Below are 24,618 nucleotides of genomic sequence, written 5' to 3'. Positions count from 1 at the left end.
AGGGGTATTTGATTGCTCACACTCCTAATACTTTAAGGTGGCTTTATGATTTTGCAATTTAAACGGCTGTTAAGCGCTTTTCTCACGTTTGGTTTTTTAGCGCTTGCTAACACCAATGCTTGCGCTGAACAGGGACTGTTCTGGAAAGTTGAATCGCCCACAGGTAAAACCAATTACCTTTTCGGTACCATGCATACCGACGACAACCGTGTAACAAACTTCTCACCAGCCGTTGATAATGCGCTGGCATCAGTTGATGAGTTTATGATGGAAACGTTAGCACCCAATGACCGTAGCGTATTCATGATGCCAGATGGCGACTTGAAAAACATGCTAACCGAGTCCGAGCTTGATAAGGTCTATGCCTTAGCTGAATTTCACGTCATGCACCGTGACGCTGCAACCCATATGAAGCCATGGTTACTTGCTGTAGTGTTTGATTCACCTAAACCCCTCACACCTTTCGCGCAAGATAATCTACTTATGACTAAGTCTGAAGATCTTGGTAAAGAAGTAATCGGGATTGAAGATACGAAAGAACATTTTGGCGTGATGGATAGCTTTAGTCGCGATGAACAACTAACGATGTTAAGAGCAGTGTTAAAGCGCAGTCCAGAGCAGAAAGAGCGTGATTTTGAATCATTAATGGCGGCTTATTTAGCGGGGGATAGTAACAAAGTGGCTGCCCTAGACGAAAAAATTACAGGCGGCATGTTACCGCCTGCCTTGTGGGCAAAAATGCGTTCTAAGTTATTGGATGAGCGTAATGTGGTAATGGCGCAACGCATTACGGAGGAAGCTAAGAACAAAAGCGTATTCGTTGCAGTTGGCGCCTCACACTTAGCGGGTAAAGGCGGTTTAATCGCTAGGTTAAAAGACGCTGGTTATAAACTAAGTCCAATCAATTAAGTTTAATAAGCTGTAATTAAGGCTTGGTTGTTTAGATGCGTTAGCTTTGAGACACTCAGAGACAGCAAAAAGCGAGCAAGTTATACATTACAGTTGCACCAACATATCACGCTTGCACCAATATGTTGCTTGTTACTTTGCCAATATGGACTGCCTAACACCGAGTAAAGTTTTAACCTTGTCAACTCTCAACTCGGTGAAGCTCTACCTTATGCCACCTACATATTTATGTGTATCGATGACCTCACTCGCACCTTCATCCTCTTCTTCAAAAGATGGCGTTAGTGTTTTTTTGAAAGCTGTCGATTCATTTTTAGTAGCGCTAGTGTTTTCTACTGCTGGTGGCGTAGTAGATAGCTTTCCGAACATCAGCATTTCAAAATGATCGACATATTCATTCAGGTCAGTTAGTCCTTGTTCGCGAGAAAGCGCAATAATATTTTTGGCGTAAACTTCATTTTCAACGAGCCATTTAATATCAATGGTTCGACTTATTTTACGCCTGAGTATCACGCTAATCAGCGCGGCTACTGAAACCTTTTCAGTGCTATGTAAAGTCTCTGCCATTACAATATCCTCTCTGCGTGCTGAGTTAGGTCAAGTCCATCGTGCTCATCTTCAGCATCAACACGTAAACCAACCAATAGATTTACAATTTTCAAAATAATCAGAGTTGCTATTGCACTATATGCCAAGGTGCTAAATGCCGCTACAGCTTGTAACGCGACATTCGCGTCCAGACCACTTATCGCTTTATCCGCAAAGACGCCCGTCAAGACTGCACCAACTAAGCCGCCTACACCATGAATACCAAATACATCTAATGCATCGTCGGCACCTAATAAGCGCTTGAGGCTGGTAGCGCCCACGTAGCAAAGTGCACCACTAGCAACACCAATAGCTAATGCTCCGCTCACATTCACGAATCCAGAAGCGGGCGTAATTGCAACTAGACCAGCTACTGCCCCAGATGCGAATCCCAGCATAGTGATTCTTGATTTAACTAACCATTCAATCAATATCCAAGTTAATGCGGCCATAGCTGCCGCTACTTGTGTCACCAGCATAGCCATGCCTGCACGACCATCTGCGGCTAACGCGGAGCCTGCATTAAAGCCAAACCAACCAACCCATAGCAGTGATGCGCCAACCAGTGTGTAGACTAGGTTATACGGAATAAAAGGCACTTTGCCATAACCTACTCTAGGGCCTAACACATAGGCGCAAACGAGACCCGCTGCACCTGCATTAATATGAACGACTGTTCCGCCGGCAAAATCTAATACACCCATAGAAGCAAATAAACCTGATGGCTCCCACACCCAGTGAGCCACTGGTGCGTAAACAAATATCGACCAAAGTGTCATGAACAACAGCATTGCTGTAAAACGCATGCGCTCGGCAAAGGCGCCAACAATCAGCGCTGGAGTAATAATTGCAAATGTCATTTGAAACATGACAAATACTGATTCAGGAATAGTCGGTGCTAAATGACTGACTGTCAGCTGACTGGTCGCTTTAACGTAGCCAAGACCAGATAGCATTAGACGATCTAAACCACCGAGATAGGGCGTTGTTCCCGGTGTAAATGCAATCGTGTAACCAATCAGTATCCAAATGACACTTACCAAACAACAGATGGCAAAACTTTGCAACGCTGTAGAAAGCACATTTCTCTTACGCACCATACCTGCGTAAAACAAGACTAGTCCTGGAATTGTCATTAACAAAACCAGTGCTGTGGAAGATAACATCCATGCCGTGTCACCCGAGTTGATTTTATCAAAACCAACTGAGTAAGGTTTTGTATAAACTACTGCAGCAGGGGCTACAGGAGCTACTTCTGCTACAGGAGTCACTGGTTGAGTAGTCTGCTCTGATATGTAAGATGGTGGAGGTGTCAGTTCAGGAGTATCTGATATTGGCGCTGGAGAAACAGGGCTTGCAGCCACAGGTTCTGGATTGGCGTTTATTTCAGGAGTGGTTGTTTCTGAATATGCCGAAACTGCCAGCATGTTGATGACTACAACAAAAAGCCAAATCCATAGACTTCTATTTTTAGAGTACATAAGTTTTAATTCCTAAGTATTTACTATTTTTGATGGATTAAAATTAACAATTTGAACTATAAAATTAGTTTTAGATATTGTTATATAGTTTAATGTAAGCAAAAAATATGCCTTATTAAATATTATCTTATAGAAACTTTTTAACATTGTAGTTGAGGTTTTCAGGCTGACTTTTAACAGCCTCAATCGCTTCGTTCATCACCTTCGCTGCTTCAGTGCTACCTATTTCAGCCTCTACCCAAGAGCGCAAATGTTTTAAAAATGACTTAAGTTGATCAGGCATATAGGTACGCAACTGTATGGTTTTGCCAGTATTGATGAGCGATAGAAGCTGATTCTGCTGACCTTCAGACCAAGGCATGCTGTGAATCAGTTCTATTAAGAAGGGATTTAACTTCTGGCTTATACCATTTTCAAACTTTTCCAATAAATCTAGAATTTTTAGAAGTAAGCTCTGAAATGTTAGAAATTCCGGGGTGTTGATCGCTTGGTGGCTAAATAGTGCAGTGTAGACACTATTGTCCAATTCAGTGCTTGATTCAGTAGCCGATTCAATAGCTGGTTCAATCGATGGTTTGTTCCGTGTACTGTCTTTGAGCCCTTTTGCACTCACATCATTGTCTCCGTGGAGTAATGCACGGTGTAAAGCTCTTAATAGATCTCGTTGTTGGTCTGCAATGCCATAGGTTTGACAAACTTCTTTTGCAAAACTATTTAGTCCATTGAATATTGATCCTGTACCTTTGAAATAGGTCGACCACTTTTCAATGACTTCATTTGCTTCTTGTTCAGTTAATACACTTTGCAAACCTAAATAAATAGAGTTTTGTTTTGAGTTTTGAGTGGTGGTCGATTCGACATTCTGATTTTTGATCATTTAATAAGCTTTAAATACTAATAGTATTTTTATTAAGCAAAGTCTGTACCAACCTTTAACGTGTCGACTTTTTTTGTCAAGAGGTTTGCTCCTGATATGAAAAAAGATGAACACCTGCAGTACAGGCGTTCATCTTGTCATCAATATTATCTAGTTCCCGTTAACTATTCTTAATGCAATTTTTTTATCATCACCGACTGCTTCAAATGGATTGCTGAGCATGTTAAGCAGATATTGAATATCAATCGCTTGAATCAGAAGTCTTCCACTATTCGCCTTGATGATCTGTTTGATTAATACGCCGTCTCTATTGACTGCAAGCGGCGTGGGCGTCACTTGGCTTTCATTAAACTGAGCTACGGAATGTAAGGCACCCACCAGTAGGCCAATTTTGTGTTGCTGATACTCAATCACAATCACTTGGCTGTTGCTATCAACTACGGTAAGTTTTCCGCTGAGTAAAAATCCAAGGTCGAATACCCAGGCAAAGGTTTTCCCTTCGTTTTCATGTTGTATGGCCAGCACGCCTACACGTTCTGAACCACTACCGATAGACACCCGAGAAACCTCAGATGCTGGCAGTGCCTCAAGTATATATTCAGCCTCTATTGCAAACAGCCCACCATCAATAAAGAATGTTGCGAATTCAGGGTCTGCTGATTGAGTCATTGATACATCAATAATTGATGCTGAGTTGTTGCCAGAGCTGTAACTGCTACGCACTTCTCCGAATGAATCATAAACCACAGCGATGACATCTTCTTTGTATCCATCTGTGACTTTGAATTCTCGATAGCCATTAGATACACTACATCCAAGTATTGAGTAATGTCCGTCATGTATCACAATACGAGAGGTACTTTTGCCATTGGGCAAGGTAAGTAAATCAGTATCAATCTCCAACATGGTGCCTACAGGGCGAGTTGGGTCAGTGCTCGAAATGATTAGACCTTGTCTATCAATATAAAAAGCAGTCACAGATTCTTTTTCTGTAATACCGCCCTGCAACATGGCAAAAAATTCAGTAGATGAGTCAAATACAATCCCAATACCACCGACTACAGAGTTGCCGTTTGGCGCCATAATGGCCGCATGGTAGATGTATGTTGGTGCATTGCTATAAAGTGCGTCATTTACAAAAGGGGATACATAATACTGTTGCTCTGTACGCAATGACATTACTTGAGCAAGCGTAGTTTCGTCTATTCTTGTGCCTATGATTGAGTCACTAGCTTCCATTGGGTTTGTACTGGCAATAATGCAACCAGTATTGTCATACACAAATATTCGGCTATAGACGGTGTATAGCGAATTGATATATTCGAGAATATCGGTAATTTGAGTGACCGTTTTGCTATCGATTGTTTGTGAAGCAAGCGCCGCTCTTAATTCTGGCGTAACAGCCCACCAACGGCAGTCATCTGAACGCTCATATAGATTGCGGTCAAGTAAATCAACCAGTAGATGGGACACAAATTCTGAGTCTTGCAATCTTGAAGCGAGCACGGTTTCGTATAGATCATTAATAGATTGAGCGAACAATTCATTGCTGCGGGTACCCGTTTCACTAATTTGATCTAAAACAGTTTTTAATTTCAGTAACTCACCGCTTTGTCCTGCCGTCATTACCTGCCCATTCCACACCACGCGTCGTATGGTCGAGGCAGCATTCATGACTTCAAAGAGTGGCGGGCAGAAAGATTGTGCATGTGAAAGCAGGCCTTCAGCTACGACGGGGTCTAAGGTCTTTAAAGTATTGGTTTCCTTGCCAGTAAAAGCAATGTCTACAGGAATCATCACTTGGCCTTGCCAACCTTTTGGCCCCATATAGCCTTGATAACCATCGGAAGTGAAGGTACTCACCAAGTACTTACGACCACTAAATACTTTTAAGTTTGATTGCATATCATCATTGACTGGCACTACAGCACCGACAGGAACCCATATCTTATCGCTAGATTCTATGACGCAATTATCGCTATCAAGCAGCAACATGACAGATCGCTCTGAAGGGTCGCCATGTGATTTAAAAATACTCGCCATTTCTTCAACAAAATCGAAGCATAGGCATAACACGCCAATAACTTCGCCAGTGTGAGGATGTCGCATACGTTTAGAGTAAATCAACGCTTTATTTTTGCTAGGGCGTAGGTCAGAAGCGCGATAGGTTTCGACATATTGATCTGAAGCTAATGTTTCTTTAATAAGAGGGTCTAAGCTGCCTTCAATAGGGGTTTCATCATTAATTTGTACTAAAACATTACCATTTATATCTAGTAAAATGATTTCATCGTAGACAGTGTATTTTTTTCTGTAGGCACGTAAACGCGCGCGAATAAGCTCATCATTGCCTGATATACCTGCAACAAACTCACATAATTCGTTATCCGTAGCTAGAAATCCTACATCGGCAGTACGCTCATAAAGATTTCGTACCAAAATATCAATGACATATTGCGCTTTGGTACCTATTTCACTCAACACAGTAGCAACTTTTTCTTGCACTAAGCTTAAGACAAGTTCTTTTTCTAGCCGATTAAAGCCAGCCCGAGTTGCTGCCATCGTAGGTAGAATACTTTTAGCTTCGGTTGGACAGTTCATTTTTGCCGAAGACTCAATCATCCGCCACATCAGATTTAACTCATGCAATGATTGTTCACAACGAATGACATCTCTCATGTAAGGGAGAAAATTATCAAGCTGAATCGTAGTAATTTGGCTCATGCGCATACCCGTAAAATTATTGTAGTGGTAGATACAAATAGAATTTCTCAAATACAGATAAGCAAAATGCACGCCAGCACAAAAAATGCAGTGTTGTTGCAGATTGTCTATATGTTTGGCTATTGTCAGGTATTGTTAATTGATTCAAACAGCTTAACTTTGGTGCATATTCTGAAATAGACGCACCTATAAAGTGAACTTAATCGCTAAATGTTGACTTGCTGATTAATTCTAATGCTCTAAGTATTGGCGCCATACCTTTAAGTTATAACAATAAAGACATCACTTACATTCATCATCATGTGTGGCATAAATATTGCTTTTTAAAGTAAAAATTTATGGATTCTATATGGTACTAATCTACAAAAAATGAAATTGCCATCACCAACAACTAAATCTCTTATCTCCATTGATGCATTTGTTCATGATCGTCAGCGCATGCTCGATACGCTTGTGGATAATCTGGAAGGTTTAGTTTATTGCAATCTTTATGATCAGCACTGGACCATGATTTATGTAAGTGATGGATGCAAAGATTTAACGGGTTATTTTCCCGATGATTTAATTTTCAATAATTTAGTTTCTTATGAGGAAATTATCTTTAAGGATGATCGAGCGTTAGTTAGATATGCTATTGATGAAGCCGTTAAGCAAGGTAAACGCTTCGAAGTTGAGTATCGTATACGTCATGCAAACACTGACATTATATGGGTATGTGAACGAGGTAACCCGATTTACAATGCAAAGGGTAAGGTTCATGCGATAGAAGGCTTTATCCAGAATATTACACAACGTAAGGCTGCTGAACAGTCATTGCATGATGCAGAATTTCGCTATCGCTCTATTTTTGAGAATGCGATTGAAGGGATCTTTCAGACATCGCCAAACGGGCACTATCTGATTGTTAATCCTGCACTAGCCAAGATATACGGCTACAGCTCTCCTGAAGAACTGATTAGTGTTCTTAACAATATTCAGCAACAGCTTTATGTGACACCTGGTCGTCGTGAAGAGTTTGTGCAAGCGATGTTAGCCAATCAAAGCGTGCATAACTTCGAATCATTAGTGTATAAAAAAGATAATAGTACGATCTGGATTTCTGAAAATGCCCGCATGGTGCATGACAAAGCTGGAAACTTACTCTATTACGAAGGTACGGTTGAGGATATTACCGCGCGTAAAAACTACGACCATAAAATAGAGCATCAAGCCAAGCACGATAGCCTGACTGGTCTACCTAATCGCTATATGCTAAATGATAGGCTCCAGCAATCTATCAACTTTGCAGATCGTTACAAAAATAAAATGGCTGTGGCCTTTGTCGACCTTGATCAGTTCAAGCTCATCAACGACAGTATGGGGCATGAGGTAGGTGATCAGTTGCTATTGATTATGTCTAAACGACTCTCTAGCTGTATTCGTGAAGTTGATACTGTAGTGAGGTTGGGAGGCGATGAGTTTGTAATACTGCTGACTAATATCGAAAATGTGAATGACGTCCTAATCAGTATGCAGCGCGTACTGACTGCTGTTGCCGCGCCTTGCGTCATTAATGAGCTGGATTACGTTGTTACCTCTAGCATAGGCATCAGTATTTATCCGGATGATGGTATCGAGCCGAATACGCTGCTTAAAAATGCTGATACTGCCATGTATAAAGCTAAGAAAGCTGGACGTAATAACTATCAGATTTACACGCAAGAGCTGAATGAAGCGTTAACTGAGCGCGTGACAATGGAGTACCGCTTACGGCTTGCAATTGAAAACGGTGAGCTCTTACTGCATTATCAACCTAAGGTAGATTTTGCAACCGGTCTTATTAGTGGTGCCGAGGCTTTAATTCGCTGGCAAACTCCTGAAGGTGAACTGATTCCGCCTGTTAAATTCATTCATATTGCGGAAGAGACTGGACTTATTGAGAGTATCGGTGAATGGGTGCTTATTGAAGCTTGTAAAAAAGCCAAAGAGTTAAAAGAAAAAATGGGACGACCCATTCCCATTGCGGTCAATGTATCACCTCGACAATTTAAACAGCCTAATCTTGCACAGACTATCAAAAATACTTTAGAGCTTACCAACCTGGATCCAGATTGTCTTGAACTGGAAATTACTGAAAGCACATTAATTGATGATGCTGCAAAATTTATACAAACACTTCATGCCCTAAAAACCATAGGGATTAAGCTTGCCATCGATGATTTTGGCACAGGCTATTCAAGTTTGGCTTATCTAAAGGATTTTCCAATAGATAGACTAAAAATCGATAAAGCTTTTGTCAGCAATCTTGAGAATGATCCAGCGAATACTGCCATCCTTAAAGCCATTATTGTGCTTGGACAAAGCTTAGGCATGAAGGTGATTGCAGAAGGCGTAGAAACGCGTTTCCAGCACGATTATTTACAATCGATTGGTTGTGATGAGCTACAAGGTTATTACTTCAGTAAACCTATACCTGCAATTGAGTTTGAAGCCTTACTTCAAAACCAGCTTAGTAAATCTTAGCGTAACAAACAATCCGTTAGTCATGAAAGTGATTATAGGTTACGTCTCATTTATTCACATGCGGTCCTGCTTTGTAATTGATGATTTCAGCACTTTGTACAACGTGAATTAATTGTTCTGTATCAAATCCGAGCTCTTTAGCCTGCGCAATCAAATGTTGTTTAATTGGGTAGGTGAGTTGTGGGGTTCTAGAAAGTATCCAAAAATATGATTTGTCAGGTCCACAAACCATCACATAGTTATAGTATGGTTTATCTAACACCATGATGTTATAAGCGCCGTAAAATGGTCCGAAAAATGATACCTTAAGCTTGCCTGTATTGGTTTTATCGGCATTGGGTGGATCAACAAAATAAGCTTTGCCTTCTGCTTCTTTCCACTCATTGGTTTTGGGATTAAAGCCACGATTGATGACTTTAATGCCACCATCGTCACGCAAGCTATAAGTTGCTGTGACCTTTTCTAAATCACGTTCAAATGAATGGTCTAGTCTGGCAATTTCATACCAAGTGCCAAGGTACTGATTTGCATCAATACTATCAACCACCTTTACATTTTCAGGTGCGCCCATGCATGCCGTGAGTGAAAGAGCTACAAGCCAAATAAGAAGTTTTTTCATTAATATTTTTATAATTTAAGTTTAGTTTCTAATGCGTGAGGCTACAGTGGTAGTCCAAGTGAGCGCATAAAAGATTCAACCTTATCGGTGTAATCACTTGGTAAGCCTAAGTTTTCGTTAATCTCTTTGTGAGACATAGCTACAGGAAAAACGTTTGCCTGTGTACCAAACTTAGTCGCTTTCTCAATAAAAGCATTTGCTTGCATGCACGGTTTGTCTTTTCTTGTGGTTGAGCAAACCGCTAGCATAGGTATGGTTTTTTGCGAGAGTTGATAACTAGGCGAAGCACTTTTCCAGAAGGCGCTATCGTTGCCAAAGGCTTTGTCGTAAAAAGGTAGGTGTTTGGATGACATGGTTTTTTCAAGGTCATAGGCTGCACTATCGAGCATCACGGTGCCTAGCCATGGCTGAGCGCCTTGTTGTTTTGCAATGTTAGCGTTAGCTGTAATGAGTGCCACTAAATGCGCGCCTGCTGAATGTCCCATCAGGACAAAGCGCTTAGCATCACCACCCCAAGTTGGCGCCAGAGATTGTGCTTTTGCCAGTGCTAATGCCACATCGTTGGCTTGCGTAAGCGGATCAGCTTTTGGCAACATGCGGTAATTGATAGAAACAAAAATGATGCCCTTAGCTAACCATCTATTGGCTTTGTTCTCCACCACACGATTCATGGCTTTATCACCTACGCGCCAAGCGCCACCATGCACCATCAATACTACTGGCGCGTTATGTGCATTTTTCGGAATATAAACATCTAAACTTTGCGCGCCATCTGCGCCATAGCTGATGTTGCGTTGCACTGTGGCATTTTCTGGATTGAAGGTCTTATTATCGCCATCTTCTTGCTCTATTTCATCTACTTGCTGACGGTACGCCAATCTCTCGGCAATACGTTCTCGTAAGGTTTGTGCATTCACATTTTGACTACTAAAAATAACCGCGAGTAAGCCGAGAAAAGCACATAATTTTTTCACTTTATAAACCTATTCTTTTGAGTAAAAAGTCAATTAAACATTATTAGCTTAAGCTTTTTCTGAGTTGTTTAGAGACACTAATTCTGACTCAGTCAGCCAACGCCATTCGCCAACAGCCAAGTCATCAGGCAACTTTACCTCACCGATTTGAATGCGCTTCAAGCCTTCCACGCGGTTGCTAATGGCGGCGACCATGCGTTTGACTTGGTGATATTTACCTTCAGCCAGCGTCATGTGGATAATATTCTGAGTAATGCGAGTACAAGCAAGGGCAGCAATCGGCGCATCTTCATCGACTAATTGCACACCTTTTAAAATATGCGCGATTTGTTCATCGCTCATTGGGTGCTTACAAGTCACTTCGTAGACTTTAGGCACTTTATGTTTAGGCGAACTCATACGATGAATAAACTGACCATCGTCTGAAATGAGAATCAGCCCGGTAGTGTCTTCATCTAATCTGCCTATACATTGCACATCGCGCACTACCAACGGATGTGGCAATAAACTATAGATAGTTGGATGATGCTGGGTCTTATGTGAACACTCGTAATTGCTGGGTTTATGCAGCATCAAGTAAGATTTTTCGCGATAATCCCACGCTTCGCCTTTTACCGTATATTGCAGATTTTCAGTATCAAAAACTGCATCAGGGTCATCGCAAATTTCACCATTGACGGTGACTTCTTGATTGAGAATTAGAATGCGGCACAGCTTACGCGCGCCAAAGCCTTGGTTGCAGATAATGCGTTCAAGCGGAAGTTTTGATTTTAGTTTTTTAGCCATGCGTGCATTATAACGTTAGCTATAAAAAAGCCCACTTATTGTAGGCTTTTTAAGTGGCTGCAGTTTGAATGTTGCTAGTGAGATAATTTTTTAATTAATCTTCTTTGCTAACAAAGTTGTATAGCAAAGCCCCAATCACCGCACCAATAATAGGTGCTAACCAGAATAACCAAAGTTGACTAAGTGCAATTCCGCCTTCTAACAAAGCCGGGCCAGTGCTGCGTGCTGGGTTCACTGAGGTGTTGGTGACTGGAATACTAATCATGTGAATGAGCGTCAGTGTAAAACCAATGGCGAGCGGTGCCAAACCTGCCGGTGCGCGTTTGTCAGTTGCTCCCATGATAATGAACAAGAACATCGCCGTCATTGCAATTTCTGTGACTAGTGCTGCCATCATGCTGTAGCCATGCGGTGAATGTATGCCGAAGCCATTTGAGGCTAAGCCACCTGAAAAGCCTTCAGCACCGCTGGCAATGGTGCGTATCAGTAGTGCCGCCAGAATCGCACCAAGCACTTGCGCGATAATATAGTGAGGTAATTCGCTGGCTTTAAAGCGTCCACCAGCCACCAAGCCAATTGAAACGGCAGGGTTTAAATGGCAGCCTGAAATATGGCCAATCGCGTAAGCCATGGTGACCACCGTTAAACCAAAAGCGAATGATACGCCTAGATAACCTAAGCCTAAATCTGGAATGCCAGCCGCTAATACAGCGCTGCCACAACCACCTAAAACCAACCAAAACGTACCAATTAATTCTGCAACAGAACGCTTAGTTAATGACATATTGCCTCCTGAAATTTATAAGTGTTTAAATGTAGATTAATAATTATTTTAAACTCTATCTACTTAGCTAATTTACTGTAATCCTTATGCGCTCACAAGTGAGTTTCAGTTAAACTGTCATTTTTAATATGTAAACAATTGTTCTATGTCATTCAAACATATCATTTCGCGCGACAACTCAGTTTTTAAGCAGCTTAAAAAATTAGCTGATAACTCACGTGAGCGTCGTAGTGAAGGACAAACCTTATTAGATGGCGTGCATTTAATAGAAGCGTATATGGCTACTTTTGGCGAGCCAGTGATGATCATTATTCCAGAAGGCAAAAGCAGCATCGAAGCGACTGGGTTGATTCAAACCTTGACTGAAATCCCAACCATCATGTTGCCGACCTTGATGTTTGCTGAGCTAACGCCTGTTGCAAGTGCTACTGGTATTTTGGCGTTGGTTAAAATTCCACAATTAACTGCGCCAGAACAACCTAAGTTTGCGTTGATGCTAGAAGATATTCAAGACCCAGGTAATTTGGGCAGCATGTTGCGCACAGCGGCAGCGGCAGGTGTAGAAGCCGTCTATCTGAGTACGAGTTGTACTGACGCATGGTCACCAAAAGCCTTACGTGGCGGGCAGGGCGCACAATTTGTATTGCCAATTGTAGAACGTGCTAACTTAATTGCTGAGTTAGATAATTTTAATGGCAATAGTTATGCAACTGCTATGCATGGCGAGTCGCTATATGCGCAAGATTTAACGCAGGCAACGGCGTTCGTGATTGGCAATGAAGGTGCAGGCTTGAGAAAACAAACTATCGCTGCAGCGGATAAAAGTATTACTATTCCTATGACAGAGAGCCAGTTTGGTTCTGTGGAGTCGCTTAATGCGGGCGCTGCAGCGGCTATTTGTCTATTTGAGCGCAAACGGCAGGCATTATGAGTAATCAATTAAAGTCTAAGCAAGCTGGTTTTTCTGCTATCGAAATGATGGTAGTCGTGGCGATTATTGCAATCTTGGCGATGATAGCCATACCTTCCAGCTTGGGTCGTATTGTTAAAGAACAAATCAATGCAGCGTTGCCATTGGCTGATATTGTGAAAGAGCCTATTGCGGCAGCATGGAAGCTGACTAAAACATTACCCGCTGATAATAAAGAAGCTGGATTGCCTGATGCAGATAAAATTGTGAGTAATTTGATCAGTTCGGTTGAAGTAAAAAACGGCGCTATTCATATGACTTTTGGCAATAAAGCCCATTCAAAAATTATAGGTAAAGTCTTGTCAATGCGCCCTGCGGTAATTGAGGAGTCTCAAATCGTACCAGTCACATGGGTGTGTGGTAACGCTAAAGCACCTGATAAAATGACAGTGAAAGGCGAGAATAAAACTAATGTTGCCCCAGAGTTTCTACCTATGATGTGTAGATAGTCTCTGTGTAACTAACCACAGCTTAGGCAACTCTCTAATGATTTAGTGAATTTTAGGGCTAGTGATGACAGCAGCTTCAGTCACTAGGAGTTGCGCTGCGTCTATCTTGTCAAAGGCGTAATGTGCATTACAAAAATCGCAGTTCACTTCAATTTTCCCTTGCTCTTCAATAATGCTATTAATTTCTTCATCGCCTAACATGCGCAACATATTAGAGACACTTTCGCGTGTGCAACTACAAAAGAATTGTGTGATGCTAGATTCAAACAGGCGCACATCTTCTTCGTGAAATAATCGTGTAATTAGTGTTTCAGTAGGCAAGTTAAGTAACTCTTCATCAGTCACTGTGCCAGCTAGATAGCCTACACGATTCCAAATATCTTCATCATGTATCTGCGTTTCTTGATTCATGGTCTCTGGTAATTTTTGTATCAGCATGCCTGCGGCAGACTCGCCATCACAACTTAACCAGATTTTGGTATCAATTTGCTCAGAGCGCATCATGTAGTTTTCCAATACCGCACTAATGCTGTCACCTTCTATTGGCACGATGCCTTGATACGCTTGCCCATCTTTTGGGTCTAGCGTAATCATAAATTGACCTTGCTCGATTAGCTCAAACAAATTCTGATTATCGGTTACTCCGTCACCCCATTTAGCCGTGGCGCGCATTTTTATAGTGCTGCCAACATCTGAGTTACATTCGACAACTAAGAGTTTTAACGCGCCTTTACTTTGAATCTGCATCACCAAAGAGCCATCCATCTTAAGTGTCGCTGCGAGCAGGGCGCTGGCTGCCATTAGCTCGCCAAGTGCTTTTCGCAAACCTGTAGGCAGATGCTGTTTATTCAGCGCTTGTTGTAATGTTTGCGTGAGATTGACTAGGTTGCCACGGACGGGCGTGTTTTCAAATAAGAAACGTTGCAGTGTGTCTTGGTGTGTTTTCATGCCTGCATTTTAACATTTAGATGAAAAATAACATTAATAATTATTGCAAGCGCAAATGATAGCTATTATCATTTGTATCTAAGCTTATTGAAAGAATCTAGTATGAAATTTTTATACGCAATTTTACTATTAACACCCTTGGTTGGATATGCAACGGAAACTGAATTTACTTTAGTCATTAAAGACCACAAATTCGAGCCTGCAGAATTGGTAGTGCCTGCTGGTGAGAAAGTTAAACTGTTTGTAGTTAATAAAGATGCAAGTCCCGAAGAGTTTGAGAGCTATACCCTTAATCGGGAAAAAGTGGTTGCTGGAAATAGCACCATTAAAATCTACATTGGACCTTTAAAGCCAGGCCGCTATCCATTTATTGGTGAGTTTAACCAAGCAACTGCACAAGGCGTGATTGTCGCTAAGTAGTACTGAGGAATATTATGTTTGGAACAGCAGTCATTGTGTTTAGAGAGGTTCTTGAAGCCGCTATTATTATTGGTATCGTCTCTGCAGCGACGCGGGATGTGCCTAAGCGCAATTATTGGTTATTCGCAGGCTTAATGTTTGGCTTATTGGGTTCTGCAATTGTTGCAGCTTCTACAGACGTCATTGCTGAATTTGCAAGTGGTATTGGTCAGGAGTTGTTCAATGCAATTGTGCTTGGCTTAGCTGTAGTGATGCTCGCTTGGCATAGCATATGGATGTCTACGCATGGCGCAGAGCTTGCGGCGCATGCACGCAATGTAGGCAACAATATACGAGAAGGACGTAGTGAGAGTTCTATTTTAATGTTGGTTGTAGGTTTAGCTGTGTTGCGAGAAGGTTCGGAAACAGTTCTTTTTCTCTATGGGATTGCGGCATCTGGCAGTGACACTTTAAGCAACATGTTAATCGGTGGCTTCATAGGCACCTTCATGGGTGTTGTTGTTGGTTACACGATATATGCAGGTTTATTAAGAGTTCCGATGCGATGGTTTTTTGCCACAACCGCAACATTGGTCTTGCTGCTAGCGGCAGGAATGGCATCAACAGCCGCAAGATTTTTAATACAAGCTGATTTGTTGCCAAGTATGGCATCTCCGTTGTGGGATACCTCACGACTCATTCCTGAAAATGGTTTGTTTGGAATGCTGCTGCATAGCTTGATTGGCTATGATGCGCGCCCATCTGGCATGCAAGTCATGTTTTATGTTGCCGTATTGCTTTTGATTCTTACTGGAATGAAGTGGGCGAAAAGTGCTCACAAAAAGATTTAAATAATTGGAGTTGTTTGAAATGAAGAGATGTAAGTTAACTTTTGGTTTTAGTATGTTAATGAGTGCATTGTACATGAGTGAAGCGCTGGCGGGCTCGGCAGATTATGTCTACACCCCAATGGTAGAGCAGGGTGAAAAAGAAATAGATTTTAAATTCGGAACAGCAAAGCTGCAGGATGGGTCTCGACAAAATGTGACCTCGCTAGGTTTCGGCTATGGCGTTAATGACTTTTGGTTTACAGAAGTTTATCTAAAACGTGAAAGTGAGGCTGGAGAAGGCTTGACTATAGCAGAGTGGGAAAACAAATTTCAACTGACTGAGACTGGAAAATATCCGATAGAAATCGGCTTAATTACAGAATTTGAAGCGCCAACCAGTAATAATAACGAGCCTTATGAATTTAAGTTTGGGCCATTATTTCAAACAGAATTTGGCAAGCTACAGCTTAATGCTAACGTTCTTTTTGAGCGTAAATTTGGTCCAAATGATGCTGATGAAAGTCGATTTACTGAAATGGGCTACCAATGGCAAGCTAAGTATCGCTTGCAACCATCATTTGAGCTTGGTCTGCAGGGAATGGGAGAAATGGGCCAGTGGAATGATTGGACGTCTACATCTGAACAAACCCACAGGTTTGGACCTGCAGTATTTGGTAAGGTGTCAGTGGGGAATAAGCAAGCGATAAAATATAATGCCGCCTTGCTATTTGGTGTGAGCGACGCTGCACCTAATAACACCTTTAGAATGCAGGTTGAGTATGAGTTTTAGTCTTTTGACTTAAAAACCCAATCGTTACTCAATCATTAAAAGCTTGCTGATATGGTGGGATATGCCAAGTACCAAGTTGATTTCCGAGTAAAATCAAATGGCAATGTAGTCTATCAGCACCATTCGCACTGACTTCAAATTCATAAGTACGTAAAAACTTCACGTGGCCGCGACTATTACGTCCAAGCCATAATTTGCTACATGCCACAGTTTCATCAAGTAACTGTAGATTAAATCGAGAAGCGAGTTCGTGACCTAATAAAACGGCGCGTTCTCGCTTGTCCATGCTATCAAGCCAAAACCAAGCCATGCCAATAATGATGGCTAATAGTGCAATTTCCATGCGGTGTTCTTTCTTAATTTTTACTTTTAATTGGTAACGTTTATGTCGTTATCGATGATTTAAATTATTTGTACTTAAAATAAAGTCGATTATTATGTTGAATTGTAAGCTAAAGCTACCGCATATCAGATATAGTTTTATGAAGTCAATATGAAGAATTGCAATCTAATGGATCAAACACGTGAGGATGAAGCCGTCAGGGCTTATTTGAGGCTATTGCAGACTAAGGGCGCTGTTAGTGCGGCGCTTCTCCGACGTTCACAGTTTTTAGAAAAGCTGATTGTGAATCTTGCAGGCAAAGAGTTAGATGGAAATGAGTATCGCGATGCAGTAGAGCCGTTGATGGAAACAGTGCCTACCGATGATTGGCATGACTGTTTGACTGCGGCACGTGAGTTTTATCCATTTTGGAAAGAGGATATTAAAGCCATTGCAGCTTTAAATATTAACCCAGGCTTTGACATTACGCCATTGCAATGGAAGCCATTGCCAACGTCATTAAAGTTGTTGATGGAAAGTTTAGCTACTGAAAAATTTGATGCGTCTGAAAATTGGCCATTAAAAGCCTACGCACAAGCGCTTCGCCAAGAGGGTTCTGAGCAATCTTTGGTCGATACGCGCGTTAAACTGGCAAAAATTATCTTGGTACGTTTGAAAAATGCACCAGTCAAAAATCATAAATCTTATCGAACGGCTGTTGATCTGACATTACCGCTATTCAATATTAAAAATAATCGACGCTTATTTTTAGTGGTTGTGCGTGAGTTTTATCATTTTTGGATTGGTAATCCTGATGCAAGTAGTATGGTGCTGAAAGATGGCTCAGGGAACATCCTACTCTAAACAATATATCAAGTGATTATTCTCAATTTCGCACTTAAATAGTGCGATGCACCACGGCTAGCACTATTTAAGTGCCTTCCATCTCCGCTTTCAAACTAATAAGCTCTTAAAATCAATGGCTTAAGTATTGGCGCGCTATTTGCTTTATTTTCCTAGATATTTTTTTAGAAAACTCTAGGGGAAATTGAGAAATGGAAGCATTAGTTTCGTCAAATGACGTGTTGTTTGTATTATTAGGCGCCATTATGGTGCTTGCTATGCATGCGGGTTTTGCATTTTTAGAAGTGGGTACCGTCCGTAAGAAAAACCAAGTAAATGCGCTAGTGAAAATCATGGTGGATTTTTCAGTATCGACCATTGCTTACTTCTTTATAGGTTATAGCATTGCTTACGGCATTAATTTTTTCAGTGGTGCAGAGGTATTAGCCGCGAAAAATGGCTACGGCTTAGTTAAATTCTTTTTTCTTTTGACCTTTGCTGCAGCCATTCCCGCCATCGTGTCTGGTGGCATAGCTGAGCGCGCTAAATTCAACCCACAACTTGCAGCCACTTTTTTAATTGTAGGATTTGTTTACCCATTTTTTGAGGGTATCGCCTGGAATAACCATTTTGGCATTCAACATTGGCTTGTAACTACATTTGGCGCTAAGTTTCATGATTTCGCAGGTTCCGTGGTCGTTCACGCGATGGGTGGCTGGATTGCACTTGCTGCTGTAGTTTTATTGGGTGCTCGCCAAGGTCGCTATAGCAAAGACGGTCGTTTACATGCTCATCCACCTTCAAATATTCCATTTTTAGCACTAGGCGCATGGATCCTCACTGTTGGCTGGTTTGGTTTTAATGTGATGTCAGCACAATCAATTCAAGGTATTTCTGGGCTTGTCGCAGTTAACTCACTTATGGCGCTGGTTGGCGGCACATTGGCGGCTTTAGTGATGGGTAAAAATGACCCAGGCTTTGTGCATAATGGTCCATTAGCTGGCTTAGTTGCAGTGTGTGCGGGTTCAGATGTTATGCATCCTCTAGGCGCATTGGTGACTGGTGGCGTTGCAGGCATATTGTTTGTTTGGGCTTTTACACTGACACAAAACCGCTTAAAAATTGATGATGTCCTAGGTGTATGGCCGCTACATGGTTTGTGTGGTGCTTGGGGTGGTATTGCTGCAGGTATTTTCGGAGCTAAAGCGCTTGGAGGCACAGGTGGTGGTGTCGATGGCATTAGTTTTATGTCACAACTTTTAGGAACAGGCTTGGGTGTTGTTATTGCGCTCATTGGCGGTGCGGTGGTTTACGGCACACTCAAGAAGCTCATTGGAATCCGTTTAGGTCAGGAAGAAGAGTTTGACGGAGCAGATTTGAGCATACACAAAATTGCATCTAGTGCAGAAGATTAACTGTTCATGGTTTAAGGTTACACGTACCATTAATTTGGTGCGGTAACCTTAGCTATAGCTTAATTTAGCGACAGCTTGCGCTCTTCTTGAGACGTTTAGCTTTTCAAAAACATGCTTCAGATGACTTTTCACTGTATTTTGGCTGATGAACAAAATCATTGCGATTTCGCTATCAGTCTTACCCTGCTTTACCCAATCTATTATTTCTAATTCACGCACACTCAGATTGTACGATTTGATCACGGATACACTTTCAGCTTCCGAAGCGTCTACTGGTTCAATGTGTTGAATTTTTCTAAGTACGTTATCAATATGCGGCATTAGCAGTCCCATTAATGAGTCTTGTACATTAAACGTAGAATCTGTACTAAAGAAAACATATAGACAATCGTTATTCGCGCGCAAATCACTTAAACCGTAGACGAGTAATGATTTAAATTCGTTAAATATGTCGGGAAGTTTTGATTTGATTTCGTCATTTCCATCGACATTGTCAAGATTATTGACAGTCAGCCATCGGCAATGATTAGCCGACCAAGTCTTGTGTAACTGGCGCATAAGCGCATCAGTTTTTTCTGGGGAATCAAATAAAGCTTGAGTGCGGATGTTCGCTAAATTGGAAGAGACATCATAATTAAAGTTAAATTTTTGCGAGTTGCTATCAAAATCACCCCAGCAAGCCAGTAGCATATTATGCGGTAAAACCTCAGCCACACTGGTTTGTAGCCAGTTATAAAAATCAATATGTTTATTAATGCTGTATGAAGAGGCAATAATCGAAAATATTTTTTCAGATAAATTTGGCTCTATGGGATTTTGATTTTTTCTATATTTATTATCATTTTTAATGTGCTGCAATGAGTGTTCGACAGGCGTTTTCGCGTTCATTAACATTTTAAATTGACTCAAAGTTAGTGCTATTAATAACAGCTATGCAAAATTTGTGCCTTAAAATCGTTGCTGTTGAAAATTCGACTTTTTCTTCTCCTGCCCCAGTATTAGTTCCAGTCTAATGCTGGTTCACTATGTTAAAATCTAGGCATGACAATTCAACTATCTCCACTTTAAATATGGCGCGTTTTCATGTGATTATTCCTGCAGCTGGTAATGGCAGTCGCATGAGGGCAGATGCGCCTAAACAGTATTTAAATTTGCATGGCAAAACATTAATTCAGCATGTCATCAAAGTGTTTGATCAATCAATTAGAATCAGCACAATACATATTCTAATTAATAATGAAGATGTGCATTGGCGTAGTACTTATCTGCATTCCAGTAGCAAACTGCAAGTACATTATTGCGGCGCTGATACGCGCGCAGGTACAGTTTTGAATGGTTTAAACGCTATTCAGAACCAAGTTGAGGATGACGATTGGATTTTGGTACATGATGCAGCGCGACCAGGTTTAAGTAATCTTTTGCTAAATCAATTGATAAACACACTTGAAAATGATGCCGTAGGCGGCTTGTTAGCGATGCCTTTGGCGGACACCTTGAAGCGTGCAGGTGATGATCAGCGGGTTTCGGCGACTATTCCGCGCAATGATTTATGGCAGGCGCAAACACCACAAATGTTTCGCTATGTCACGCTAAAAAAAGCGCTAGCTGAATTTAGCGGCACGCCAACGGATGAGGCTGAAGCGATTGAGGCTTTGGGTTTGAAACCTAAATTGGTAACAGGTGAATTGCGGAATCTTAAAGTGACTTATCCGCAAGATTTAGTAGTGCTGACGGCATTGCTAGACAGTCAGTCTCTAACATAGTCTTAATAAAAGAATTGATGAAAACATGAATATGCGTATCGGCCATGGGTTAGATGTACACCAACTAGTGCTAGGTAGAAAGTGCATTATTGGCGGGGTAGAGATTCCTTTTGATAAAGGCTTGGATGGGCATTCTGACGCAGATGTTTTGCTGCATGCAATATGCGATGCCTTGCTAGGCGCGGCTGGGCTGGGTGACATAGGTAAACACTTTCCACCGAGTGATAATAAGTTTAAAGGCATAGATTCAAGGGAATTATTGCGTCATGTCGTTGCCCTATTAAAAATTAAAAGCTATGTGGTGAATAATATTGATGCGACTGTGATTTGCGAAGCGCCAAAGTTATCACCACACACGGCACAAATGTGCGCCAATATTACTGCAGATTGCGATGTTGACGTGACACAAGTTAATGTTAAAGCCACCACTACAGAAAAACTAGGCTTCACTGGTCGCGGCGAAGGCATTGCGGCAGAGGCGGTTTGCACTATAGTTAAGAACTAAACCTGTTTTAGCTCTTCTTACTCTACTTTAGTTGGAGTATCTGAATAGGTACTTAGATGAATGAAACAAATTTACTTGAATTGAACACACATGTTTAAATGGTTTCAAAACCTAGCTTCACCTTTCCCCGACACACTCATCACCACGCCATCCAAAAACTTTTGGACGTTTGCATGGAGTTGCACGCACGGTTTACGCCCATACCTGTTGGGCATGACAATTTTTACAGGCTTAATCGCTGCATTTGAAGCAGCTTTGTTTGCCATGATGGGCAAAATTGTCGATTGGCTAAGCAACGTGCCAAAAGATCTGTTATGGCAAAACTACATGACAGAATTAGGCGCTTTGGCGATTATTTTAATCTTGAGTACATTCTTTATAGTGATGCAGACCATGTTTAAGCATCAAACATTGGCAGCTAATTTTCCTATGCGCATGCGCTGGAATTTCCACCGCCTAATGTTGAATCAAAGCATGAGTTTTTACCAGGATGAGTTTGCCGGCCGTGTTTCTGCAAAAGTCATGCAAACTGCGCTGGCAGTGCGCGATGTGTGGTTTATTGTGGCCGATATTATGGTGTATGTTCTGGTGTACTTTGGCAGCATGGTGGGCATAGTGGCGTATTTTAACTCGCTCATCGCCATTCCATTCTTAGTTTGGTTGGCGGCTTACGTCGCTTCTTTAAGTTATTTTGTGCCACGTTTAAGCAAAACATCACGCATGCAAGCCGATGCACGTAGCTTAATGACAGGGCGTATTACAGATGCCTACACCAACATCAGCACAGTCAAGTTGTTTAGCCACGCAGGACGCGAAGGCGCTTATGCAAAAGATGCTATGCGAGAGTTTATTGGCACCGTGCATGCGCAAATGCAATTGGTGAGCATGGTGGAAATCATCAATCATGCTCTGAATATGTTGCTGATTATTGCCACCAGTTTAAGTGCGCTATATTTATGGAGCAAAGGCCAAGTGTCTGTAGGCGGCGTGGCAGCGGCAACTGCTATGTCACTGCGTCTAAACGGTATTTCGCACTGGGTCATGTGGGAAATGACGTCTTTATATGAGCAAGTTGGCACAGTGCAAGATGGCATGAACACGCTGACGATGCACAATAATATTAGCGATGCAGCCGATGCTAAACCGTTACAAGTAGCGCATGGCGAAATTAAGTTTGATTCGGTGAATTTTAACTATGGTCGAGGGTTGGATGATGGACATCAAGCGCTATTAAAGAACCTGCAATTAAATATTAAGCCAGGTGAAAAAGTAGGGCTGGTCGGTCGCTCTGGAGCGGGAAAATCAACCATTGTTAATTTACTATTGCGTTTTTATGAGGTAGAAAGTGGCAGTATTTTGATTGACGGTCAAAATGTGAATCGTGTCACACAAAATAGTCTCCGTGAGAACATCGGTATGGTCACGCAAGATACGTCGCTTTTACATAGAAGCGTGCGCGACAATATTTTATACGGCCGCCCCGACGCCACAGAGGCCGAGATGATTAGTGCTGCCAAACGTGCTGAAGCGCATGATTTTATTTTATCGCTGCAAGATGCAAAAGGGCGCACAGCTTACGATGCACACGTCGGCGAGCGCGGGGTCAAACTCTCTGGCGGGCAGCGTCAGCGTATTGCCATTGCGCGAGTCATGTTAAAAGATGCGCCGATTTTATTGTTAGATGAAGCTACCAGCGCCTTGGATTCAGAGGTTGAGCAAGCGATTCAAGCAAGTCTATATAATTTGATGAAAGGTAAAACAGTCGTGGCGATTGCGCACCGCCTATCAACTATCGCAGCGATGGATAGACTCATCGTTTTAGATGAAGGCAAAATCGTAGAAGAGGGCAATCACCAAGCACTGCTCAAACAAGGTGGTCTGTATGCAAGCCTATGGGCACATCAGAGTGGTGGTTTCTTAGGTGAGTAAATTTTTTACTTCGTCATTCCCGCGTAGGCGGGAATCCAGTCGAGGCGCAATTTTTTGTAGGCAACTTAATATCAACATCATCATTCTGAGCATAGCGAAGAATCCAGTTTTTTGTGACTTAGATTCTGGATTCTTCGCTATGCTCAGAATGACGGGTAATATAGCGTTTTGGAATTTATAGTAAGGACTTGCGCCATGACCACCAATATAGAAACTCGTCCACCAATCCCACCATTCACCCGTGAAACCGCCATTCAAAAAGTGCGCATGGCCGAAGATGGCTGGAACAGCCGTGATCCACAACGTGTGTCAATGGTCTATACCTTTGACTCACAATGGCGCAACCGCGCTGAATTTCCAAAAGGGCGTCCTGAAATCGTCGAGTTTTTAACCCGAAAGTGGGCAAAAGAACATGATTACAGATTAATCAAAGAGCTATGGGCATTTGATGGTAACCGTGTCGCCGTGCGTTTTGCTTATGAATGGCATGATGATGCTGGCAATTGGTTTCGCTCGTACGGCAACGAAAACTGGCAATTTGATGCCAATGGTTTAATGGAATTACGCTATGCCAGCATTAATGATTTGCCAATAAAAGAAACTGACCGTAAATTCTTTTGGTCATTAGGTCGCAGGCCTGATGAGCATGCGAGTTTGAGCGAGTTAGGCTTATAAATGAAGTAGGGAGACAACTTCTTACCCACCCTAGTTAGCTAAGGAATTTCTGGCTCTACTAGCATTGCCAGCTGTGCAAGCGATTCCTGCCAGCCGAGATAACACATTTCTACAGGAATCAAGTCAGGAATCCCCTCTTGCGTGACACTTAAGTCGGTGCCACAGGAAGTCTGCTTAAGTATAACTGTAACCTGCATGACTCCCGGCAGATTTGGGTCATCAAACTTGTCGGTATATTTAAGAAGCTCGTTTGGTACGAGCTCAAGATATTCACCACCAAACGAAAGACTGTGTTGCGTTGTGAAGTTGGTGAATGACATTTTGAATGTCCCGCCAAGTCTAGCTTCCATGTGGTGAACCTTGCAGGTAAAGCCGTAAGGAGGAATCCATTTGGCCATGGCATCAGGCGTAGTAAATGCTCGATATACGCGTTCAGGTGGCGCTTTAAGTACTCGGTGAAGACGAACAGTGCCTGTCATGATGTTGCTCTCCTTTTCCGTTGAAAATTAATGTAATTTTTTACGTTATATGGGCTT

The 24,618-nt window shown here is 41.9% G+C and carries 25 protein-coding genes; 13 read left to right on the top strand and 12 right to left on the bottom strand.

From position 1 onward, the window contains the following. Positions 1-45: 45 nt before the first annotated feature. The gene (locus M301_RS08165) at positions 46-909 is read left to right on the top strand and encodes a TraB/GumN family protein (RefSeq protein WP_013148292.1); all 864 of its coding nucleotides are present in this window, start codon (positions 46-48) and stop codon (positions 907-909) included. Between the two features lie 204 nt (positions 910-1,113). On the opposite strand, the gene M301_RS08160 is transcribed toward M301_RS08165, so the two are convergent. The 4 genes from M301_RS08160 to M301_RS08145 form a co-directional block, all read right to left on the bottom strand. Continuing rightward, positions 1,114-1,476: a hypothetical protein gene (locus M301_RS08160; RefSeq protein ID WP_013148291.1), complete on the bottom strand. Its 363-nt coding sequence runs from the start codon at positions 1,474-1,476 to the stop codon at positions 1,114-1,116. Then, on the bottom strand, positions 1,476-2,978 hold the full coding sequence (locus M301_RS08155) for an ammonium transporter (protein WP_013148290.1): 1,503 nt from the start codon (positions 2,976-2,978) through the stop codon (positions 1,476-1,478). The genes M301_RS08160 and M301_RS08155 overlap by 1 nt, the downstream gene beginning before the upstream one ends. A gap of 127 nt (positions 2,979-3,105) precedes the next feature. Further along, complete coding sequence (locus tag M301_RS08150) at positions 3,106-3,855, bottom strand: hypothetical protein (RefSeq protein ID WP_013148289.1); 750 nt, start codon at positions 3,853-3,855, stop codon at positions 3,106-3,108. 150 nt (positions 3,856-4,005) lie between these two features. Next, a complete protein-coding gene (locus M301_RS08145; protein WP_013148288.1) occupies positions 4,006-6,579 on the bottom strand; it encodes a chemotaxis protein CheW in 2,574 nt (857 codons plus the stop codon). 369 nt (positions 6,580-6,948) lie between these two features. On the opposite strand from M301_RS08145, the gene M301_RS08135 reads away from it, so the two are divergent. Beyond that, on the top strand, positions 6,949-9,081 hold the full coding sequence (locus M301_RS08135) for a bifunctional diguanylate cyclase/phosphodiesterase (RefSeq protein WP_013148287.1): 2,133 nt from the start codon (positions 6,949-6,951) through the stop codon (positions 9,079-9,081). A 46-nt stretch (positions 9,082-9,127) separates the two neighbouring features. On the opposite strand, the gene M301_RS08130 is transcribed toward M301_RS08135, so the two are convergent. The 4 genes from M301_RS08130 to aqpZ form a co-directional block, all read right to left on the bottom strand. Next, positions 9,128-9,700, bottom strand: a complete 573-nt coding sequence (locus M301_RS08130; protein WP_013148286.1) for a lipocalin family protein — start codon at positions 9,698-9,700, stop codon at positions 9,128-9,130. 41 nt (positions 9,701-9,741) lie between these two features. Next, complete coding sequence (locus M301_RS08125; protein ID WP_013148285.1) at positions 9,742-10,674, bottom strand: alpha/beta hydrolase; 933 nt, start codon at positions 10,672-10,674, stop codon at positions 9,742-9,744. 48 nt (positions 10,675-10,722) lie between these two features. Beyond that, entirely contained in the window at positions 10,723-11,460 is a 738-nt protein-coding gene (locus M301_RS08120; RefSeq protein WP_013148284.1) for a pseudouridine synthase, read from the bottom strand. A 94-nt stretch (positions 11,461-11,554) separates the two neighbouring features. Next, positions 11,555-12,244 (bottom strand): aquaporin Z, encoded by a 690-nt coding sequence (gene aqpZ / locus M301_RS08115; protein WP_013148283.1) that lies wholly within the window; start codon positions 12,242-12,244, stop codon positions 11,555-11,557. Between the two features lie 145 nt (positions 12,245-12,389). Between aqpZ and M301_RS08110 the strand changes: the two genes are divergently transcribed. Both M301_RS08110 and M301_RS08105 read left to right on the top strand, forming a co-directional pair. Continuing rightward, complete coding sequence (locus M301_RS08110; RefSeq protein WP_013148282.1) at positions 12,390-13,175, top strand: TrmH family RNA methyltransferase; 786 nt, start codon at positions 12,390-12,392, stop codon at positions 13,173-13,175. Beyond that, the gene (locus M301_RS08105; RefSeq protein ID WP_013148281.1) at positions 13,172-13,663 is read left to right on the top strand and encodes a pilin; all 492 of its coding nucleotides are present in this window, start codon (positions 13,172-13,174) and stop codon (positions 13,661-13,663) included. Before M301_RS08110 ends, M301_RS08105 begins: the two co-directional genes overlap by 4 nt. Positions 13,664-13,705: 42 nt before the next feature. Here the strand turns inward: M301_RS08105 and hslO are convergent, their stop codons facing one another. Continuing rightward, positions 13,706-14,611: an Hsp33 family molecular chaperone HslO gene (hslO, locus tag M301_RS08100; protein WP_013148280.1), complete on the bottom strand. Its 906-nt coding sequence runs from the start codon at positions 14,609-14,611 to the stop codon at positions 13,706-13,708. Between the two features lie 102 nt (positions 14,612-14,713). Here hslO and M301_RS08095 point away from each other — a divergent pair, with 102 nt between their 5' ends. From M301_RS08095 to M301_RS08085, 3 genes are read left to right on the top strand one after another with little or no spacing between them, the layout of a single operon-like run. Then, positions 14,714-15,031 carry a cupredoxin domain-containing protein gene (locus M301_RS08095; protein ID WP_013148279.1) on the top strand — a complete coding sequence of 106 codons (318 nt, stop codon included), beginning with the start codon at positions 14,714-14,716 and terminating at the stop codon, positions 15,029-15,031. Positions 15,032-15,045: 14 nt separating this feature from the next. Beyond that, entirely contained in the window at positions 15,046-15,861 is an 816-nt protein-coding gene (locus tag M301_RS08090; protein ID WP_013148278.1) for an FTR1 family iron permease, read from the top strand. Between the two features lie 58 nt (positions 15,862-15,919). Next, on the top strand, positions 15,920-16,630 hold the full coding sequence (locus tag M301_RS08085) for a transporter (RefSeq protein ID WP_238524621.1): 711 nt from the start codon (positions 15,920-15,922) through the stop codon (positions 16,628-16,630). A 28-nt stretch (positions 16,631-16,658) separates the two neighbouring features. Here M301_RS08085 and M301_RS08080 read toward each other — a convergent pair whose 3' ends face one another. Continuing rightward, complete coding sequence (locus M301_RS08080) at positions 16,659-16,973, bottom strand: DUF3301 domain-containing protein (RefSeq protein WP_013148276.1); 315 nt, start codon at positions 16,971-16,973, stop codon at positions 16,659-16,661. A 168-nt stretch (positions 16,974-17,141) separates the two neighbouring features. Here M301_RS08080 and M301_RS08075 point away from each other — a divergent pair, with 168 nt between their 5' ends. Next, positions 17,142-17,816 carry a hypothetical protein gene (locus M301_RS08075; protein ID WP_013148275.1) on the top strand — a complete coding sequence of 225 codons (675 nt, stop codon included), beginning with the start codon at positions 17,142-17,144 and terminating at the stop codon, positions 17,814-17,816. Positions 17,817-18,007: 191 nt separating this feature from the next. Beyond that, the gene (locus M301_RS08070) at positions 18,008-19,210 is read left to right on the top strand and encodes an ammonium transporter (protein WP_013148274.1); all 1,203 of its coding nucleotides are present in this window, start codon (positions 18,008-18,010) and stop codon (positions 19,208-19,210) included. A 48-nt stretch (positions 19,211-19,258) separates the two neighbouring features. Here M301_RS08070 and epsA read toward each other — a convergent pair whose 3' ends face one another. After that, entirely contained in the window at positions 19,259-20,068 is an 810-nt protein-coding gene (gene epsA / locus M301_RS08065) for an XrtB/PEP-CTERM-associated transcriptional regulator EpsA (protein WP_238524620.1), read from the bottom strand. A gap of 212 nt (positions 20,069-20,280) precedes the next feature. Between epsA and ispD the strand changes: the two genes are divergently transcribed. The 4 genes from ispD to M301_RS08045 all read left to right on the top strand — a co-directional run bounded on the left by ispD (position 20,281) and on the right by M301_RS08045 (position 24,082). After that, on the top strand, positions 20,281-20,973 hold the full coding sequence (gene ispD, locus M301_RS08060; RefSeq protein ID WP_013148272.1) for a 2-C-methyl-D-erythritol 4-phosphate cytidylyltransferase: 693 nt from the start codon (positions 20,281-20,283) through the stop codon (positions 20,971-20,973). Positions 20,974-21,004: 31 nt separating this feature from the next. Further along, the gene (ispF, locus tag M301_RS08055) at positions 21,005-21,478 is read left to right on the top strand and encodes a 2-C-methyl-D-erythritol 2,4-cyclodiphosphate synthase (RefSeq protein WP_148218658.1); all 474 of its coding nucleotides are present in this window, start codon (positions 21,005-21,007) and stop codon (positions 21,476-21,478) included. Between the two features lie 90 nt (positions 21,479-21,568). Continuing rightward, positions 21,569-23,407 carry an ABC transporter ATP-binding protein gene (locus M301_RS08050; protein ID WP_013148270.1) on the top strand — a complete coding sequence of 613 codons (1,839 nt, stop codon included), beginning with the start codon at positions 21,569-21,571 and terminating at the stop codon, positions 23,405-23,407. A 195-nt stretch (positions 23,408-23,602) separates the two neighbouring features. After that, a complete protein-coding gene (locus M301_RS08045) occupies positions 23,603-24,082 on the top strand; it encodes a nuclear transport factor 2 family protein (RefSeq protein ID WP_013148269.1) in 480 nt (159 codons plus the stop codon). A 38-nt stretch (positions 24,083-24,120) separates the two neighbouring features. Here the strand turns inward: M301_RS08045 and M301_RS08040 are convergent, their stop codons facing one another. After that, complete coding sequence (locus M301_RS08040; RefSeq protein ID WP_013148268.1) at positions 24,121-24,561, bottom strand: SRPBCC family protein; 441 nt, start codon at positions 24,559-24,561, stop codon at positions 24,121-24,123. Between the last annotated feature and the right edge of the window lie 57 nt (positions 24,562-24,618).

The organism is Methylotenera versatilis 301 (assembly GCF_000093025.1).
GTDB lineage: Bacteria > Pseudomonadota > Gammaproteobacteria > Burkholderiales > Methylophilaceae > Methylotenera > Methylotenera versatilis.
This window is presented reverse-complemented; position numbering and strand designations above follow the sequence as displayed.

Coding starts and splice junctions, on each gene's coding strand:
- M301_RS08165 (WP_013148292.1), top strand. CDS start 46: ATGATTTTGCAATTTAAACGGCTGTTAAGCGCTTTTCTCACGTTTGGT.
- M301_RS08160 (WP_013148291.1), bottom strand. CDS start 1,476: ATGGCAGAGACTTTACATAGCACTGAAAAGGTTTCAGTAGCCGCGCTG.
- M301_RS08155 (WP_013148290.1), bottom strand. CDS start 2,978: ATGTACTCTAAAAATAGAAGTCTATGGATTTGGCTTTTTGTTGTAGTC.
- M301_RS08150 (WP_013148289.1), bottom strand. CDS start 3,855: ATGATCAAAAATCAGAATGTCGAATCGACCACCACTCAAAACTCAAAA.
- M301_RS08145 (WP_013148288.1), bottom strand. CDS start 6,579: ATGAGCCAAATTACTACGATTCAGCTTGATAATTTTCTCCCTTACATG.
- M301_RS08135 (WP_013148287.1), top strand. CDS start 6,949: ATGAAATTGCCATCACCAACAACTAAATCTCTTATCTCCATTGATGCA.
- M301_RS08130 (WP_013148286.1), bottom strand. CDS start 9,700: ATGAAAAAACTTCTTATTTGGCTTGTAGCTCTTTCACTCACGGCATGC.
- M301_RS08120 (WP_013148284.1), bottom strand. CDS start 11,460: ATGGCTAAAAAACTAAAATCAAAACTTCCGCTTGAACGCATTATCTGC.
- aqpZ (WP_013148283.1), bottom strand. CDS start 12,244: ATGTCATTAACTAAGCGTTCTGTTGCAGAATTAATTGGTACGTTTTGG.
- M301_RS08110 (WP_013148282.1), top strand. CDS start 12,390: ATGTCATTCAAACATATCATTTCGCGCGACAACTCAGTTTTTAAGCAG.
- M301_RS08105 (WP_013148281.1), top strand. CDS start 13,172: ATGAGTAATCAATTAAAGTCTAAGCAAGCTGGTTTTTCTGCTATCGAA.
- hslO (WP_013148280.1), bottom strand. CDS start 14,611: ATGAAAACACACCAAGACACACTGCAACGTTTCTTATTTGAAAACACG.
- M301_RS08095 (WP_013148279.1), top strand. CDS start 14,714: ATGAAATTTTTATACGCAATTTTACTATTAACACCCTTGGTTGGATAT.
- M301_RS08090 (WP_013148278.1), top strand. CDS start 15,046: ATGTTTGGAACAGCAGTCATTGTGTTTAGAGAGGTTCTTGAAGCCGCT.
- M301_RS08085 (WP_238524621.1), top strand. CDS start 15,920: ATGAGTGCATTGTACATGAGTGAAGCGCTGGCGGGCTCGGCAGATTAT.
- M301_RS08080 (WP_013148276.1), bottom strand. CDS start 16,973: ATGGAAATTGCACTATTAGCCATCATTATTGGCATGGCTTGGTTTTGG.
- M301_RS08075 (WP_013148275.1), top strand. CDS start 17,142: ATGGATCAAACACGTGAGGATGAAGCCGTCAGGGCTTATTTGAGGCTA.
- M301_RS08070 (WP_013148274.1), top strand. CDS start 18,008: ATGGAAGCATTAGTTTCGTCAAATGACGTGTTGTTTGTATTATTAGGC.
- ispD (WP_013148272.1), top strand. CDS start 20,281: ATGGCGCGTTTTCATGTGATTATTCCTGCAGCTGGTAATGGCAGTCGC.
- ispF (WP_148218658.1), top strand. CDS start 21,005: ATGCGTATCGGCCATGGGTTAGATGTACACCAACTAGTGCTAGGTAGA.
- M301_RS08050 (WP_013148270.1), top strand. CDS start 21,569: ATGTTTAAATGGTTTCAAAACCTAGCTTCACCTTTCCCCGACACACTC.
- M301_RS08045 (WP_013148269.1), top strand. CDS start 23,603: ATGACCACCAATATAGAAACTCGTCCACCAATCCCACCATTCACCCGT.
- M301_RS08040 (WP_013148268.1), bottom strand. CDS start 24,561: ATGACAGGCACTGTTCGTCTTCACCGAGTACTTAAAGCGCCACCTGAA.